General features: G+C 33.5%; 16 protein-coding genes and 1 pseudogene. 15 read left to right on the forward strand and 2 right to left on the reverse strand.

From position 1 onward, the window contains the following. Positions 1-4 precede the first annotated feature (4 nt). On the forward strand, positions 5-748 hold the full coding sequence (locus HMPREF3154_RS10440; RefSeq protein WP_002435155.1) for a Stp1/IreP family PP2C-type Ser/Thr phosphatase: 744 nt from the start codon (positions 5-7) through the stop codon (positions 746-748). Then, a complete protein-coding gene (gene pknB, locus HMPREF3154_RS10445) occupies positions 745-2748 on the forward strand; it encodes a Stk1 family PASTA domain-containing Ser/Thr kinase (RefSeq protein WP_023350418.1) in 2004 nt (667 codons plus the stop codon). Before HMPREF3154_RS10440 ends, pknB begins: the two co-directional genes overlap by 4 nt. A gap of 63 nt (positions 2749-2811) precedes the next feature. On the opposite strand, the gene HMPREF3154_RS10450 is transcribed toward pknB, so the two are convergent. Further along, positions 2812-3999, reverse strand: coding sequence for a CynX/NimT family MFS transporter (locus HMPREF3154_RS10450; RefSeq protein ID WP_023350417.1), 1188 nt, complete (start codon positions 3997-3999; stop codon positions 2812-2814). A gap of 176 nt (positions 4000-4175) precedes the next feature. On the opposite strand from HMPREF3154_RS10450, the gene rsgA reads away from it, so the two are divergent. The 3 genes from rsgA to HMPREF3154_RS10465 are packed head-to-tail and all read left to right on the forward strand — an operon-like array spanning position 4176 to position 6337. After that, entirely contained in the window at positions 4176-5051 is an 876-nt protein-coding gene (rsgA, locus tag HMPREF3154_RS10455; RefSeq protein WP_002435131.1) for a ribosome small subunit-dependent GTPase A, read from the forward strand. Then, positions 5051-5695, forward strand: a complete 645-nt coding sequence (gene rpe, locus HMPREF3154_RS10460) for a ribulose-phosphate 3-epimerase (RefSeq protein ID WP_023350416.1) — start codon at positions 5051-5053, stop codon at positions 5693-5695. The genes rsgA and rpe overlap by 1 nt, the downstream gene beginning before the upstream one ends. A 6-nt stretch (positions 5696-5701) precedes the next feature. Next, on the forward strand, positions 5702-6337 hold the full coding sequence (locus HMPREF3154_RS10465) for a thiamine diphosphokinase (protein WP_023350415.1): 636 nt from the start codon (positions 5702-5704) through the stop codon (positions 6335-6337). A 98-nt stretch (positions 6338-6435) separates the two neighbouring features. On the opposite strand, the gene rpmB is transcribed toward HMPREF3154_RS10465, so the two are convergent. Continuing rightward, positions 6436-6624 (reverse strand): 50S ribosomal protein L28, encoded by a 189-nt coding sequence (gene rpmB / locus HMPREF3154_RS10470; protein WP_002435210.1) that lies wholly within the window; start codon positions 6622-6624, stop codon positions 6436-6438. Positions 6625-6990: 366 nt separating this feature from the next. Between rpmB and HMPREF3154_RS10475 the strand changes: the two genes are divergently transcribed. From HMPREF3154_RS10475 to fabG, 10 genes and pseudogenes are all read left to right on the forward strand, one after another. Beyond that, entirely contained in the window at positions 6991-7365 is a 375-nt protein-coding gene (locus HMPREF3154_RS10475; RefSeq protein WP_002435187.1) for an Asp23/Gls24 family envelope stress response protein, read from the forward strand. Positions 7366-7379: 14 nt separating this feature from the next. Next, entirely contained in the window at positions 7380-9041 is a 1662-nt protein-coding gene (gene fakA / locus HMPREF3154_RS10480; protein WP_023350414.1) for a fatty acid kinase catalytic subunit FakA, read from the forward strand. A gap of 225 nt (positions 9042-9266) precedes the next feature. Beyond that, complete coding sequence (locus tag HMPREF3154_RS10485; protein ID WP_030065336.1) at positions 9267-10334, forward strand: Leu/Phe/Val dehydrogenase; 1068 nt, start codon at positions 9267-9269, stop codon at positions 10332-10334. Positions 10335-10626: 292 nt separating this feature from the next. Then, positions 10627-11232 (forward strand): annotated as a pseudogene (locus HMPREF3154_RS11725) (thermonuclease family protein); the annotation flags it as partial. Next, positions 11212-11487, forward strand: a complete 276-nt coding sequence (locus HMPREF3154_RS11730; protein WP_226859644.1) for an excalibur calcium-binding domain-containing protein — start codon at positions 11212-11214, stop codon at positions 11485-11487. The pseudogene HMPREF3154_RS11725 and the gene HMPREF3154_RS11730, both read left to right, overlap by 21 nt. Positions 11488-11681: 194 nt before the next feature. Further along, positions 11682-13730, forward strand: a complete 2049-nt coding sequence (gene recG / locus HMPREF3154_RS10495) for an ATP-dependent DNA helicase RecG (RefSeq protein WP_023350411.1) — start codon at positions 11682-11684, stop codon at positions 13728-13730. 312 nt (positions 13731-14042) lie between these two features. Next, positions 14043-14612, forward strand: coding sequence for a transcription factor FapR (fapR, locus tag HMPREF3154_RS10500; protein WP_002435186.1), 570 nt, complete (start codon positions 14043-14045; stop codon positions 14610-14612). Next, positions 14605-15591, forward strand: a complete 987-nt coding sequence (plsX, locus tag HMPREF3154_RS10505; protein WP_002435190.1) for a phosphate acyltransferase PlsX — start codon at positions 14605-14607, stop codon at positions 15589-15591. Before fapR ends, plsX begins: the two co-directional genes overlap by 8 nt. Then, positions 15584-16510: an ACP S-malonyltransferase gene (gene fabD / locus HMPREF3154_RS10510; protein ID WP_023350410.1), complete on the forward strand. Its 927-nt coding sequence runs from the start codon at positions 15584-15586 to the stop codon at positions 16508-16510. Before plsX ends, fabD begins: the two co-directional genes overlap by 8 nt. After that, a complete protein-coding gene (gene fabG, locus HMPREF3154_RS10515; RefSeq protein WP_070474713.1) occupies positions 16503-17237 on the forward strand; it encodes a 3-oxoacyl-[acyl-carrier-protein] reductase in 735 nt (244 codons plus the stop codon). Before fabD ends, fabG begins: the two co-directional genes overlap by 8 nt. Positions 17238-17276: the final 39 nt, after the last annotated feature.

Genomic DNA, 17276 nt, shown 5'->3' on the forward strand with positions numbered 1-17276 from the left:
ACATATGTTAAACGCACAATTTTTCACGGATACTGGTCAACACAGAGAAAAGAATGAAGACGCTGGCGGTATTTTTTATAACCAAACTCAGCAACAATTGTTAGTTTTATGCGATGGCATGGGTGGTCATAAAGCCGGTGAAGTAGCGAGTCAATTCGTTACGTATGAACTTCAAAAACGTTTTGAAGATGAAAACCTCATTGAAATCCATCAGGCTGAATCATGGTTGCGTTCAAACATTAAAGATATCAACTTTCATTTGTATAACTATGCTCAAGAAAATCCAGATTATCATGGTATGGGTACAACACTCGTGTGCGCTATTGTTTATGACAAGCAAGTTGTGGTAGCAAATGTTGGAGATTCTCGCGCTTATGTTATTAATCAAAGACAAATAGAGCAAATTACAAGTGATCATTCCTTTGTTAATCATCTCGTTGTCACTGGTCAAATTTCTAAAGAAGAAGCTTTTAATCATCCACAAAGAAATATCATCACTAAAGTTATGGGGACTGACAAACGCGTGTCACCTGATTTATTTGTTAAAAGAACTAACTTTTATGACTTCTTGTTATTAAATACAGATGGATTAACAGATTATGTTAGAGATTACGAAATCCAGGAGGAGCTTAATCAAGATGACACAATTGAATCACATTGTGAACGTCTAATGCGTTTAGCGATGTCCCATGACTCCAAAGATAATGTAAGTTTCATACTGTCATCGATAGAAGGTGACAAAGTATGATAGGAAAGATGGTTAATGAACGCTACAAAGTAATTGATAAACTTGGTGGCGGAGGAATGAGTATTGTATATTTAGCAGAAGATACAATACTTAATCGTAAAGTCGCAATAAAAGCTATTTCTATTCCACCTCGTGAAAAGGAAGAAACCTTAAAACGCTTTGAACGAGAGGTACATAATTCTTCTCAGCTATCACATGAAAATATAGTGAGTATGATTGATGTAGATGAAGAAGACGAATGTTTCTACCTAGTAATGGAATATATTGAAGGCCCTACATTAGCTGAATATATACATAGTCATGGTCCTCTAAGTGTAGAAACAGCAATAAAATTTACCGAGCAAATTTTAAGTGGTATCAAACACGCACATGATATGAGAATTGTGCATCGTGACATTAAACCACAAAATGTATTAATAGATAAAAACAAAACATTGAAAATCTTTGATTTTGGTATAGCTAAAGCGCTAAGTGAAACATCCTTAACACAGACGAATCACGTGCTCGGAACAGTACAATATCTTTCACCAGAACAGGCAAAAGGTGAATCAACTGATGAAGGTACAGATATTTACTCTATTGGTATAGTGCTATATGAAATGTTAGTAGGTGAACCTCCGTTTAATGGAGAAACTGCTGTTAGTATTGCCATTAAGCATATTCAAGATTCAATACCAAATATTACTACTGATAAACGCGAAGAAGTACCACAAGCGTTAAGTAATGTTGTGCTACGCGCTACTGAAAAAGATAAACATAATCGTTATCATACCGTTCAAGAAATGTGTGATGACTTAACGAGTGCTTTACATGAGAACCGTGCGAACGAGGAAAAATATGAACTAGATAAAACTAAAACAGTTCCGCTCACTAAAGATGAACTCAATAAAAAGATAAATGATACTCATAACGATGATGATTTAAATAAAACAATGCAAATCCCTATTGTTAACGAACCTGTACGTCAGCAAGAATTTCAATCGTTAGAAGGTCGCTATTCACCACCACCTAAGAAGAAACACTCTAAGATGAAAATCACTGTCCTATCTTTAATATTTGCGTTATTGTTAGCGGGATTAGTTGGTTTTATAGGTATGGGTGTTTTTGGTAGTAAGTATGAGGAAATGCCAGATTTATCAGGAAAAACTGAAAAAGAAGCAGAGCAAATATTAAAGGATCATCATTTGACCATGGGTGACATATCTAGGAAATATAGTGATAAATATCCTGAAAACCAAATCATCAAATCTGAACCCAATAGCGGTGAACGGGTAGAAGAAGGAGAAGCGATTGATATTATTCTTTCTAAAGGTCCTCAAAAAGTAAAAATGCCAAATCTTGTAGGACTGCCTAAAGATGAAGCAGTTAAAAAGCTGAAAAATTTAGGTTTAAAAGATATTGATGTTGAACAAGCTTATAGTCACTCAGTAGACAAAGGTTTAATTTCAGAACAAAGTGTTGAAGCAAATAGTGAAGTTGCTCTAAATGATCATCATATTAAAATCTATGAGTCACTAGGTGTGCGTCAAGTTTATGTGAGTGATTTTGAAAATAAATCTTATTCATCAGCCAAAAAAGAGTTGGAATCTAAAGGATTTAAAGTACAAGCTACTCAAGAAAATGATGATAAAGTTAAAAAAGGAAATATTATATCTCAATCACCTAAAAATAAATCTGTAGATGAAGGTTCTATAATTAATTTAACAGTTTCAAAAGGCAAGTCAAATGAGGACGATGATGACAGTGATGATAGCGATGTGAAATCAACGTCTGAAACAGTTAAAGTGCCCTACTCAGGTAGTAAAGGTAAAAGCCAAACAGTAGAAGTCTTTATAAGAGACAAAGATAACTCTGGAAATTCCGCATCTCAAACTTTTAAAATTACTAAGGATAAAACAATAAGCATACCTTTAAAAATAGAAAAAGGTAAAACTGCGGGATACACTGTACGTGTTGATAATAAAATTGTTGCCGATAAAGATGTTGGCTACGATGACTAATAATAAAATATGAAATGAGCCCCTTTCAACTTTTGAAAGGGGCTCATTTGTATTATTCTGTATTTATTTCGCTTTCGTTTGTTCAATAGTTGTTTGACTACCTGCTTTCGTTCCGAATAGAAGAATGAGTAGTGAAGTAACTAATAACACACTTAGTGAAAGTGTCCAGTTATGCGTGATATCGTGGAAAATTCCAAATAAGAATGGGCCAATAGCAGCTAATAAGTAACCAATAGACTGTGCCATCCCAGACAATTTCGCTGCTGTTTGTCCACTTTCGGTACGTACAACAAATAATGTGTTAGCTAATCCAAATGCTAGACCACTTGCTACACCTATGAGTATGATGCCTAACCATACATATTTGTAATCAACGAATATTAAACAAAGTACACCTATCATGAATAGAACGCTCGTTAATAATGTTAAGGGTACTTGTGATTTCATTTTTGTAGCAACAATAGGTGTGATGAAAGTTAAAGGTATAATAGCGATTTGTAATATTGATACGTAAATACCTGAAGTTTGTATAGATATGCCATGATCCGTGAGTAATTCTGGTAACCAATTAATAATTGTATAAAAGATCAGAGATTGTGCTCCCATAAAAATGGTTACCCTCCAAGCCAATAAAGACTTCCAAATGTTGATTTGACTATGAACAGAGTTGGTAGCTTTAGGCGGTTGTTGCTTCAGTTGAAAAGTCCAAATTATAATTGTGAATAATGTAATAATAGACATTAGTCCTAATGCAATTGCATAGTTATAACGTGAGGTTAACGGACTTATGGCTGAAGAACTTAAACTTCCAACTACATTCATTACTACGGTATATAGCCCTGTCATGATACCAATATGAAAGGGAAATCGTGTTTTGACTATGGCTGGTGCTAATACATTGCCAAAGGCAATACCTATGCCAATGAGTGTTGTGCCAATATAAAGCCAACTCAATCCAATTATTGACCGTAATAAAATACCTATAAATATAAAGATTAAAGCTCCAAATATTGTTCGTTCTAATCCAAATGTATTGCCTATTTTTGAAGCAAAAAATGATACAACTCCAAATGCTATTAAAGGTACTACAGTCATTAAACTAAGCGCACTATTAGTTGTATGTAATGTATCTTTAATTGAAGGTAACGCCACGCCAACAGAGGTAATGGGTGCTCGTAAGTTTGCTGCTACCAACATGATACCAATTAATAATAAAAAATTAATGTGCCTGTCTAAATTTTGCTTAGGCATGACTATCCCTCCTTTTTCACAGATGTAAAAATCGTATCACTTGCTTAGAAAAGTGACAAGATAGTTTTATCGATTTTTAATCAAAGTATATACTATTGAGAAACGAAGTTATACGTATTATATTTATAACGATTTTGATATACTATGAATAGAAAAAAATCTAGAGAGGTGTCGATTTGAAGACTGGACGTATCGTCAAATTAATTAGTGGTGTCTACCAAGTAGATGTTGATGGTGTTCGATTTGACACTAAGCCACGAGGATTGTTTAGAAAGAAAAAATTTTCTCCAGTAGTAGGAGATATCGTCGATTTTGAAGTTCAAAATGAACAAGAAGGCTATATTCATCATGTTCATGACAGAGACAATGAACTCAAACGACCACCTGTCAGTAACATTGATGAGCTTGTTATTGTAATGAGTGCTGTTGAGCCTCAATTTTCAACTCAATTACTTGATCGTTTCTTAGTCGTAGCACATTCTTATGATTTAGAACCTCGTATATTAATTACTAAGAAAGATTTAACGACACAGGATAATCAAGAATATATTCAAGCTATGCTAGACCTATATCAAGATATAGGATATCCTACACAGTTTATTAGTAAAAATGATGATAGGGTCTCTATTGTAGATGAGTGGAATCATGGTTTAATTGTTTTAAGTGGACAATCAGGTGTAGGTAAAACTACTTTTCTTAACCATTATCGCCCAGAGTTAAACCTTGAAACAAATGATATCTCTAAATCATTGAATAGAGGTAAGCATACGACGAGACATGTTGAATTATATGAGAGAAATCATGGATTTATTGCTGATACGCCAGGATTTAGTGCGCTTGATTTTGATCATATTGAAAAGGATGAACTTAAAAATTACTTCGTTGATATTAAAGACGCGGGACAAAATTGTAAATTTAGAAATTGTAATCATATCAAAGAACCTAAATGTAATGTTAAACATTTAGTTGATGAGGGGAAAATTGCTCAATTTAGATATGAGCATTATTTACAGTTATTTAATGAAATCTCTAATAGAAAGGTACGATATTAATGGTTAAGGTTTTACCTTCACTTTTATCCGTTGATTTTTTAAATTTAAAAGAGGAATTAGATCGTTTAGAAAAAGCGAATGTTGATGGCTTACATTTCGATGTGATGGATGGGAAATTTGTACCTAATATTTCGATAGGTATACCACTTTTAGATGCAGTACGCAGTTATTCTAACCTACCAATTGACGTACATTTGATGATCGAACAGCCTGAAAACTATATTCAATTATTTGCAGATCATGGCGCAGATATGATTTCAGTGCATGTTGAAGCTACACCTCACATACATCGTGCAATTGAAGAAATTAAATTACTTAACAAGAAAGCTGGAGTTGTAATCAATCCAGGCACACCTGTAGAGTCCATTTTACCTGTGTTAAGTATTGTAGATTATGTTTTGGTTATGACAGTTAATCCTGGATTTGGTGGGCAATCATTTATTGAACAATGTATTAATAAAATCGAACAACTTAACCAAATAAAACATGAGAATAATCTTACATTTGATATTGAAGTTGATGGAGGCATTAATGATTCAACAAGTAAATATTGTGTAGAGCAGGGAGCAACAATGCTTGTTACAGGTTCATACTTTTTTAAACAAAATGATTATGCAAAGGTCACTAATGCATTGAAAGGCTAATTTATTATGAAAATTAATTTGTTATGTTCGGATCGATTATTGCCCACTCAATTATTTAAGTTAGAACAACAATCACAATGGGCCGGTATTGATAGAGGTGCATTGATACTAGTTGAAAATGGTATAGAGCCTGTATTTTCAGTAGGAGATTTCGACTCGGTTAATGAAGAGGAACGTCATATATTAAAAGATCAATTAAATATTCATCCAGTAAAAGCTGAAAAAGATGATACTGATCTCGCACTAGGCGTGCAAAAAGCCGTTCAACAAGGATATTCTACAATAACTATTTACGGAGCAACTGGCGGGAGATTAGACCATTTTATGGGTGTACTTCAAATTTTACAAAAGCCTGAATATTTAGAGCGTCATATTCATCTTCGAGTTATAGATGTTCAAAATGAAATTACATTACTTAACGAAGGTGAACATCAAGTTAAACAAGATAGCACCTATCCATACATTTCATTTATTCCATTAAATGATGAAGTAAGTTTGTCTTTAGAAGGGTTTAAATATAATTTGAGCAATGAACATTTAGAATTGGGGTCAACATTAACTATTTCTAATGAAATTACAACAAAGGTTGCAAAAGTCAATGTGGAAAAGGGCACTGTCTTACAAATGAGAAGTACTGATTAAAATTTTTATAATAATAAAAAAGACCTTAGAGGCAAATTGCCTTTAAGGTCTAAAAATGTGCTCCTCCACATAAGGACATTTTTTGTGCATTATATTTATTAAACTCTAGTAACTTTACCAGATTTTAAAGCACGTGCAGAAACCCAAACTTTTTTTGGTTTTCCGTCTACAAGAATTCTAACTTTTTGAAGGTTAGCGTTCCATCTGCGTTTGTTCGCATTTAAAGCGTGTGAACGATTATTACCAGTCGAAGCTTTACGACCTGTTACGTAACATTGTTTACCCATGAAAGTACCTCCTTTAATAAATATAAATACACATTACTACTTACATACTTTATTAAGATAACACATAAAGGGTAATTGAGCAATAAATATTTAAGCTAATTAAAATCTAATACGCTATATCTGTCATTATTATGGTATAATTGTAAGCTGTGGAGTTATATAGTATGATACTGTAAAGCAATAGTTGAAATTATACAATTAAATTATAATTTAGGTAGAATGATAACGAAATTGAAACGTTTAGTAATTGTTAATTTTTTACAATTGCTCTATTTTTTAGAAATTTTGAATTAATGAATTTAAAATATTAAGATAAAGCTTAAACACCTTTAACATAAACCATGAGAATTCCAGGAGGAAACAAAAATGACATTAGAAATTTCAAATGATTATGGCAAAATTGATATTTCAAATGAAGTGATTGCATCTGTAGTAGGTGGTAAAGCCGTTGAAAGTTATGGCATAGTTGGTATGGCATCTAGACAACAAGTAAGGGACGGTATTGCTGAAATTCTAGGACATGATAACTATGCTAAAGGCATTAAAGTAAGAGAAGAAAATGGCACGATAGATGTAGATATGTATATTATTGTGAGTTACGGAGTGAAAATTTCTGAAGTAGCAAGTAATCTTCAATCAACAGTTAAATATACACTTGAAAAAACACTTAATGTAAAAGTCAATTCTATTAATATTTTCGTACAAGGTGTACGTGTAAACGATACAGGCAAAAAGGTTTAGGAGGACATCGTGAAATGATTAGCAAAATAAATGGTAAATTATTTGCCGATATGATTATACAAGGGGCTCAAAATTTATCAAATAATGCAGATTTAGTAGATTCATTAAATGTATATCCTGTACCAGATGGAGATACTGGGACGAACATGAATCTAACAATTACTTCTGGTCGTGAGGAAGTAGAAAATAATTTATCTCAAAATATTGGTGAATTAGGAAAGACGTTCTCTAAAGGATTACTTATGGGGGCACGTGGTAATTCGGGCGTAATTCTTTCTCAATTATTTAGAGGTTTTTGTAAAAACATTGAAAATAATGATGAAATCAACGCACAGCAATTAGCTGAGAGTTTTCAAGCAGGAGTAGAAACTGCATATAGAGCTGTAATGAAACCAGTTGAAGGAACAATTTTAACTGTAGCTAAAGATGCAGCAGCTGCATCAGTTGATAAAGCTCAAGATACAGAAGATTGTATTGAACTTATGGAACATACTATACAAGCTGCCAAGGAATCATTAGACAATACACCTAATTTATTGCCAGTGCTTAAAGAAGTAGGAGTCGTTGACAGTGGTGGTAAGGGATTATTATGCGTTTATGAAGGATTTCTTAAAGGTCTAAAAGGAGAAAAAGTAGAAGCGCAAGCTCCTAAATTAGATACCGAATCACTTGTCAATGATGATCATGATTTCCACGGTGTTATCAATACAGAAGATATTGTCTATGGTTATTGTACTGAAATGATGGTTCGTTTTGGTAAAAATAAAAAACCGTTTGAAGAACAAGAATTTAGAAATGATATGAGTGAATTTGGTGATTCATTACTTGTAATCAATGATGATGAAATTGTAAAAGTTCATGTTCACACTGAACATCCTGGCGATGTATTTAATTATGGTCAACAGTATGGCGAATTAATTAAACTCAAAGTTGAAAATATGAGAGAGCAACACAGAGAGGTTATCCGCAAAGAACAAAGCGGACAAGAACAAAAGGATAATGCAGATGAACCTAATACAGTAGAAACAGCTGTGATTACAATTTCTATGGGTGAAGGTATTTCTGAATTGTTTAAATCTATGGGTGCTACACACATTATTAGTGGCGGACAGACAATGAATCCTTCAACAGAGGACATTGTCAAAGTTATTGAGCAATCACAATGTAATCGTGCAATTATCTTACCTAATAACAAAAATATTTTAATGGCAAGTGAACAAGCAGCAAATATCGTTGATGTTGATACTGTAGTGATTCCAACTAAATCGATACCTCAAGGTATTACTGCTTTATTCCAATATGACGAAGAATCATCTCTTGAAGATAATAAGAATCATATGGAAACAGCACTTGAGGCAGTTCAATCAGGTTCAGTGACTTATGCAGTACGTGATACTAAAATCGATGGTATTGAAATTAAAAAAGATGAATTTATGGGTCTAGCAGAAGACAAAATTGTAACAAGCGATGCTGATCAATTAACAGCAGTAAAAGGTCTATTAGACAAATTACTTACGGACGATAGTGAAATTTTAACTATGATAAGTGGGGAAGAATCTGATCAAGAAGTCACAGAACAATTAAGTGAATGGATTGAAGAAACTTATCCAGATGTAGAAGTTGAACAACATGAAGGCGGTCAACCAATTTATCAGTATTTCTTTGCAGTTGAATAGCAATTTCATACTTTTTATATAACAGTAATTTCTATTTTAAAGAGATAGGAATTACTGTTTTTTATGTTAAATTTTGTTTTGGAAAACTAAGTTAAAAAAGTATAATAAGAATTTTCATATAATTCCCAATTTAGCTAATATTGTGCGTGTTTAATATTGAGATTAATAGCTATAAGTCAGGGTATGCGAATAGTGGATAAAAATTTAAGTAAAGGGGTATTCTTAATGATTTTTGAAACTATGGAGCAAAAAGACTATGAACAACTTGTCTTCTGTCAAGATGAAGTAACAGGATTAAAGGCTATCATTTGTATCCATGATACTACATTGGGACCAGCTTTAGGTGGATGTCGTGTTAGAAATGATTATGAATCCGAAGAAGAGGCCATTGAAGATGCTATGAACTTAGCACGCGGTATGACATATAAAAATGCAGCTGCTGGATTAAATCTTGGTGGTGGAAAGACTGTAGTTATGGGCGCACCTGACAAACAGAATGAAGAGGCGTTCTACAGAGCATTAGGTCGCTATGTTAATACATTAAATGGACGTTATTATACTGCAGAAGATGTTGGTACTTCTGAACATGAAATGAATTTAATATATAAAGAAACACCATATGTATGTGGAACTAGTAAGTCATTTGGTTCAGCAGGTAATCCAAGTCCTATGACTGCCTATGGTATTTATATTGCATTGAAACGCACTGTAGCAGAAAAATTTGATGGAGATAAACTTGAAGGTAAGACAGTGGCTGTTCAAGGTGTGGGCCATGTATCATATGAGTTATGTCGCTTATTAAATGAAGATGGTGTGAAATTAATTGTCACTGATATTAATAAAGACAATGCACAACGAGCTGTTGATGATTTCGGTGCGGAATTTGTAGAACCTGATGATATATTCTCAGTAGATGCTGATATCTTTGCACCTTGCGCATTAGGTGGTGTCTTAAATGATGATACAATTCCACAATTAAAAGTAAAAGCTGTGTGTGGTTCTGCTAACAATCAATTAAAAGATGAAGATAAACACAGTAAAATGTTAGAAGAAAAAGGTATTCTCTATGCACCAGATTATATTGTTAATAGTGGTGGAGTTATTAATACTGCAGATGAATTGAATGGCTACAATGAAGAGAGAGCTAAAGAAAGTATTGAAAATATAGATCAAATTTTAAAACATATCTTCGACATTTCAAGTGAACACAATGAAACACCACTTGAAGCCTCTCAACATTTTGCTGAAACTAGAATGAAGCAAATTTCTCATATTAAAGATATTAGAAAATAAGAGAATAAACTTTAAATAATTTTTAGCACGACAATGATTGAATGTGAAACAATCATTGTCGTATTTTTTATAAATATATAATTAAATATTATAGGTATGGATAAGAGAGTTTTACAGAATTTAATATAATGAAGCGCAACGATATACAATATTATTTTATTTTAAGTGTTCTATTTAACTTAAAAAGTTATGACAAAAATTAATAATATAAACACTATTTACAAAAAATATACACTACTCTAAATAAAAATGTTATAGAATAAATGTATATTACAAATAAAAGAGGTGTGAAATGGAATCAATGATTCTCTTATCGATTCTAGTTATTTTTTGTTCAAGTTTTATATTTGTTCGAAAATATATGTCACAAACATCTAGTTTAAAATTCAAACGTGTCTTCTCACTAATAGCTATATTGGCTATTGTATTTTCAACATTAGGGCAAACGCTTAATGCACAACAGGCACATGCAGCTAATGGATTACATAAAGAGAAAGCAACTTTAGTTAAAGTGATTGATGGCGACACAGTGAAATTAAATTATAAAGGTAAAGTTTCAACGTTTAGACTATTACTTATTGATACACCAGAAACGAAAGATCCTAGAAAACCAGTTCAAAAATATGGTCCAGAAGCAAGTGCATTTACTACAAACATGATGACTAAAGCTAAAAAAATTGAAGTAGCGTTTGATAAAGGACAAAGAACTGACAAATACGGAAGATTATTAGCTTACGTGTATGCTGATGGGAAAATGGTTAACAATGCGGTTGTAAGACAAGGTCTTGCAAGAGTAAAATATGTTTATCCGCCAAACAATACGTATGAACAATTAATCAGAGCAAGTGAAGCTCGAGCTAAAGCTGAAAAACTTAATATTTGGAGTGAGTCCAACAGTGTAAAAACTTCTCTAACTTCAACTAAAAAAACTCATAAAGTAGTAAAACCGACATCAGCTAAAACAACAAGTTTACATCATTATTCAAAAAAATCTAAGACACCATCCAAAGCTAAGAGTACCACTAAGAAAGAATATTTTAAAAATTGTACTGCTTTAAGAAAGAAATATCCACACGGTGTAAAAAAAGGACATCCTGCTTATCGAGCTAAACTTGATCGAGATAAAGATAACTATGCTTGCGAAGTTAGATAAATGTAAAAGACAATTCTTTGAAAGCTATTAACATTTTCAAAAATGTTAGTAGCTTTTTGTATGCTGACTAAGAATAATATTTAGGATTCATTTTCAAAATAAATAACGCGTGTGAATCAAATAATTAGGATGAACATGATAGAATATACAATGACTATTGGAGAAAAACATTATAAAGTTTTAGGTGATGGATCATGACAAAAGTACATTTAATCGAAAGTCCTTACACTTTAGACAAAATTAAAGGAATTGGTCCGAAACGATTAACTATATTAGAAGAATTAAATATAAACACTGTAGAAGATCTTGTACTCTATTTACCTACACGTTATGAAGATAATACTGTGATTGACCTAAACCAGGCTGAAGATCAATCGACAGTTACTGTACAAGGAGAAGTATATTCGACACCAGCGGTAGCTTTTTTTGGTAGAAATAAGTCTAAATTAACCGTTCATATAATGGTGAACAACATTGCGGTTAAGTGTGTCTTCTTCAATCAGCCTTATCTGAAAAAGAAAATTGAATTACACGGTACCGTGACTGTCAAAGGCAAGTGGAATCGTGCTAAGCAAGAAATTAATGGGAATCGTATGTTCTTTAATGAACAAACAACTCAAGATGATGTTCAGTTAGAGCCTGTGTATCGTATTAAAGAAGGTATTAAACAGAAACAAATTCGAGATAACATTAGACAGGCATTAGAGGATGTCACGATACATGAGTGGTTATCAGACGATTTAAGAGAAAAGTATAAATTAGAAACATTAGAATATACACTACGCACTTTACATCACCCTAAGGATAAACAAAGTCTTTTAAAAGCACGTCGCACATATGCCTTTACAGAACTTTTTATGTTTGAATTACGCATGCAGTGGTTGAATCGTTTAGAGAAGTCATCAGATGAAGCGATTGAAATCGATTATGATATATCTAAAGTTAAACAATTTATCAATCGCTTGCCTTTCGAACTCACAGATGCACAAAAAACAAGTGTTAATGAAATATTTAGAGATTTAAAGGCACCTATTCGAATGCATCGTTTACTTCAAGGAGATGTAGGTTCTGGTAAAACAGTAGTCGCGGCAATTTGTATGTACGCATTGAAAACAGCAGGTTTCCAATCTGCTTTAATGGTACCGACAGAGATATTGGCTGAGCAACATGCTGAAAGTTTAATTGAATTATTTGGAGATACGATGAATGTCGCACTTTTAACTGGCTCGGTTAAGGGTAAGAAACGACGCATTCTGTTAGAGCAGTTGGAGAATGGCTCAATTGATTGTTTAATAGGGACACATGCACTCATTCAAGATGATGTAGTTTTTGAAAATGTTGGTTTAGTGATTACAGATGAACAACATCGTTTTGGTGTTAACCAGCGTCAAATGTTGAGAGAAAAGGGTGCTATGACGAATGTTTTATTTATGACAGCAACACCAATACCTCGAACGTTAGCGATTTCAGTGTTTGGAGAAATGGATGTTTCTTCTATTAAGCAATTACCTAAAGGTAGAAAGCCTATCATCACAAGTTGGGCTAAACATGAACAGTATGAGCAAGTCTTAGCACAAATGACGAGCGAATTACGTAAAGGTAGACAAGCATATGTCATCTGTCCATTGATAGAGAGTTCAGAGCACTTAGAAGATGTTCAAAATGTGGTTGCGCTATACGAATCGTTACAAGAATATTATGGCGCTGAAAAAGTTGGATTATTACATGGTAAACTAACCTCTGATGAAAAAGATGAAGTGATGCAAAGATTCAGTGATAAAGACATTGATATACTTGTTTCAACTACTGTAGTTGAAGTCGGCGTTAATGTTCCTAATGCTACATTTATGATGATTTATGATGCAGATCGTTTTGGTTTATCTACGCTACATCAATTACGTGGACGTGTGGGAAGAAGTGAACATCAAAGTTATTGTGTACTTATTGCTTCTCCTAAAACAGAGACAGGTATAGAGCGTATGAAAATTATGACTCAAACTACAGATGGATTTGAACTAAGTGAGCGAGATTTAGAAATGCGAGGTCCAGGAGATTTCTTTGGAGTCAAACAAAGTGGACTACCAGACTTCCTCGTGGCAAACGTAGTAGAAGACTACCGCATGTTAGAAGTAGCAAGAGACGAAGCAGCCGAACTCATACAATCAGGACAATTCTTCCAACAACACTACACACAACTCAGAAACTTCATCCAAAACAACCTCCTACACACCAGTTTTGATTAGGGGCCCCCAGCACAGAGACTTTCGAGAGCGAAAGTCAACAGACAGTGCAAGTTGAGGTGTTCCCTACACAGAGCATTTCGTAAAGAAATGCAACGGGCCATGAAAGTAGGAAAATATATTAAAACTAAATTGCACTATGGTGATTATTGATGTTGTATAACCTTAGTTAATAATTTATTTCTAGAAATCGGTGATAGATATTCTTAATGAATTAAAAGCCACGTTGCAGTTATTTGTTGAGGAATTGAATAAGAAAGTGTTATGATATGTTAGGAATATTTAAGACTTGGTACTAAAATGAGGGGTGAAAGTTTGAAACTAAAGAAAGACGAACGCAGAATAGCTATTCAAAATGCAATTGATGCTAACCCCTTTATTACTGATAATGAACTTTGCGAAAAGTTTGGAGTGAGTATTCAAACAATTCGCTTAGACCGTACGCATTTAAATATTCCTGAGTTACGTAAAAGAATTAAGTTAGTGGCAGAACAAAATTATGGCCAAATTAGATCGATTGAAGCTAATGAAATTATTGGAGATTTAATACAAGTTGAGCCTGATATTGAAGCACAGTCTTTAATAGAAATTACTGAAGATACTGTCTTTGCTAAAACTCAAATTGCTAGAGGACATATTCTCTTTGCCCAGGCTAATTCTTTGTGCGTGGCATTAATACATAATCCAACAGTTCTGACACAAGAAAGTCAGGTTGAATTTATCGAAAAAGTGAAATTAAATGATACGGTAAGAGCAAAGGCTCAAGTTATAGATAAAACATGTAAGCACTATATTATAGAAGTTAATTCATATGTGAAAGATAAATTAGTTTTTAAAGGGAAATTTAAAATGTTTTATATAAGTGAGGATGAATTCAATGGTTAAAATTGCAGTTGATATGATGGGTGGAGATGATGCACCAGGTATCGTACTCGATGCAGTTAAAAAGGCTGTAGAAGATTTTAAAGATTTAGAGATAATTCTTTTTGGAGATAAAGAACAATACAACTTAAATCATGATCGTATTGATTTTAGACATTGTTCTGAAAAAATTGAAATGGAAGATGAACCTGTTCGTGCAATTAAACGTAAGAAAGATAGCTCAATGGTGAAGATGGCAGAAGCTGTTAAATCTGGAGAGGCTCATGGATGTGTTTCAGCCGGAAACACTGGAGCATTAATGTCAGCAGGATTATTTATTGTTGGTCGTATAAAAGGTGTTTCAAGACCTGCATTAGTAGTAACTTTACCAACAATGGATGGAAAGGGCTTTGTCTTTTTAGATGTAGGAGCTAATGCGGATGCTAAGGCAGAACATCTATTACAATACGCACAATTAGGTAATATCTATGCTCAAAAGATTCGTGGTATAAAGAATCCTTCAGTGTCACTTTTAAACATTGGCACTGAAGCAGCTAAAGGTAATTCTTTAACTAAAAAAGCTTATGAATTATTTGAAAAGGATCATTCATTTAATTTCCAAGGTAACATTGAAGCTAAAACGTTAATGGATGGTAATACAGATGTAGTTGTTACCGATGGTTATACTGGAAATATGGTATTAAAGAATCTAGAAGGTACAGCAAAATCAATTGGTAAAATGTTAAAAGAAACTATTTTAGGTAGTTTTAAAAATAAAATTGCGGGTGCTATTCTTAAGAAAGACCTAGACGCATTCTCTAAGAAAATGGACTACTCCGAATATGGTGGTTCAGTACTTTTAGGTTTAGATGGAACTGTTGTAAAGGCACATGGTAGTTCAAATGCTAAAGCATTTTACTCAGCCATTAGACAAGCTAAAATCGCTGGAGAAGAAAATATAGTTCAAACAATGAGAGAAACGGTAGGTGGTAAAAATGAGTAAAACGGCAATTATTTTTCCAGGGCAAGGTGCTCAAAAAGTTGGAATGGCAAGTGACTTATATAATGAAGAAACATGTTCAACTGAAATCTTAAATCAAGCACAAGAAGTACTTGATTTCGATTTATTAGAAACAATGTTTACTGATGAAGAAGGTAAACTAGGTGAAACTGAGAATACTCAGCCAGCTTTATTAACTCATAGTGTGGCACTGTTAGAGGCGTTACAAAATTTAAATGCTGATTACACAATGGGACATAGTTTAGGTGAATATTCAAGTTTAGTAGCTAGTGGAGTACTTTCATTTGAAGATGCGGTTAAGATTGTTCGTAAACGTGGACAACTTATGGCTCAAGCATTTCCTAATGGTGTAGGTAGTATGGCTGCTGTACTTGGATTGGACTACGAAGAAGTTGATAAAATTTGTAAAGATTTATCTAATGAAGAAGAAATAATTGAACCTGCCAACATTAATTCACCAGGACAAATTGTTGTTTCAGGTCATAAAACTTTAATTGATAAATTGGTTGAAGAAGGAAAAACTTTAGGCGCTAAACGTGTACTTCCTCTAGCAGTTTCAGGACCATTCCATTCATCTATGATGAGCGTGATTGAGGAAGATTTCGCTTCTTACATTAATGAATTTGAATGGCATGATGCCAAATTCCCTGTTGTCCAAAACTTTAACGCACAAGGTGAAACGGACGCGGAAGTGATTAAACATAATATGGTTAAACAATTATATTCACCTGTACAGTTTATAAAATCAACAGAGTGGTTGATTGAACAAGGTGTAGATCACTTTATTGAAATTGGTCCAGGTAAAGTATTATCAGGATTAATTAAGAAAATTAATAGAGACGTTAAAATTACTTCAATTCAAACACTTGAAGATGTGAAAGGATGGAATGAAAATGAGTAAAAGTGCTTTAGTTACAGGTGCTTCACGTGGTATTGGACGTAGCATCGCATTACAATTAGCTGAAGAGGGCTATAATGTAGCTGTCAATTATGCAGGTAGTAAAGATAAAGCAGAAGCTGTTGTTGAAGAAATCAAAGCTAAAGGTGTAGATAGCTTTGCTATTCAAGCTAATGTGGCGAATGGCGACGAAGTGAAGGCTATGATTAAAGAAGTTGTAAGTCAATTTGGTTCTGTTGATGTATTAGTAAACAACGCGGGTATTACTAGAGACAATTTATTAATGCGTATGAAAGAACAAGAATGGGACGATGTGATTGACACAAATTTAAAAGGTGTATTTAATTGCATTCAAAAAGTGACGCCTCAAATGTTACGTCAACGTGGAGGCGCGATTATTAATTTATCAAGTGTTGTTGGTGCAGTGGGTAATCCTGGCCAAGCAAACTATGTAGCAACTAAAGCAGGAGTGGTTGGTTTAACTAAATCATCTGCTCGCGAGTTAGCTTCACGTGGTATTACTGTTAATGCAGTGGCTCCAGGCTTTATTGTTTCTGATATGACTGGTGCTTTAAGTGATGAACTTAAAGATCAAATGTTAGAGCAAATTCCGTTAGCACGCTTTGGTGAAGATACTGATATTGCTAATACAGTTGCATTCTTAGCTTCAGATAAAGCTAAATATATTACTGGTCAAACAATTCATGTTAATGGTGGTATGTATATGTAAAGTAACACTTCTTTCACGAAGTGAAAGTTAGTGTTACTT

This window comes from Staphylococcus sp. HMSC06C11, assembly GCF_001808345.1.
In the GTDB taxonomy this organism is placed as follows: Bacteria; Bacillota; Bacilli; order Staphylococcales; family Staphylococcaceae; genus Staphylococcus; species Staphylococcus capitis.

What these genes read in the sequence shown, in the direction of transcription:
- rpe (WP_023350416.1), top strand. Translation starts at nt 5,051, where the DNA reads ATGGTTAAGGTTTTACCTTCACTTTTATCCGTTGATTTTTTAAATTTA.
- plsX (WP_002435190.1), top strand. Translation starts at nt 14,605, where the DNA reads ATGGTTAAAATTGCAGTTGATATGATGGGTGGAGATGATGCACCAGGT.
- rpmB (WP_002435210.1), bottom strand. Translation starts at nt 6,624, where the DNA reads ATGGGTAAACAATGTTACGTAACAGGTCGTAAAGCTTCGACTGGTAAT.
- HMPREF3154_RS10465 (WP_023350415.1), top strand. Translation starts at nt 5,702, where the DNA reads ATGAAAATTAATTTGTTATGTTCGGATCGATTATTGCCCACTCAATTA.
- HMPREF3154_RS10485 (WP_030065336.1), top strand. Translation starts at nt 9,267, where the DNA reads ATGATTTTTGAAACTATGGAGCAAAAAGACTATGAACAACTTGTCTTC.
- HMPREF3154_RS10475 (WP_002435187.1), top strand. Translation starts at nt 6,991, where the DNA reads ATGACATTAGAAATTTCAAATGATTATGGCAAAATTGATATTTCAAAT.
- recG (WP_023350411.1), top strand. Translation starts at nt 11,682, where the DNA reads ATGACAAAAGTACATTTAATCGAAAGTCCTTACACTTTAGACAAAATT.
- HMPREF3154_RS10440 (WP_002435155.1), top strand. Translation starts at nt 5, where the DNA reads ATGTTAAACGCACAATTTTTCACGGATACTGGTCAACACAGAGAAAAG.
- fabG (WP_070474713.1), top strand. Translation starts at nt 16,503, where the DNA reads ATGAGTAAAAGTGCTTTAGTTACAGGTGCTTCACGTGGTATTGGACGT.
- fabD (WP_023350410.1), top strand. Translation starts at nt 15,584, where the DNA reads ATGAGTAAAACGGCAATTATTTTTCCAGGGCAAGGTGCTCAAAAAGTT.
- fakA (WP_023350414.1), top strand. Translation starts at nt 7,380, where the DNA reads ATGATTAGCAAAATAAATGGTAAATTATTTGCCGATATGATTATACAA.
- pknB (WP_023350418.1), top strand. Translation starts at nt 745, where the DNA reads ATGATAGGAAAGATGGTTAATGAACGCTACAAAGTAATTGATAAACTT.
- HMPREF3154_RS10450 (WP_023350417.1), bottom strand. Translation starts at nt 3,999, where the DNA reads ATGCCTAAGCAAAATTTAGACAGGCACATTAATTTTTTATTATTAATT.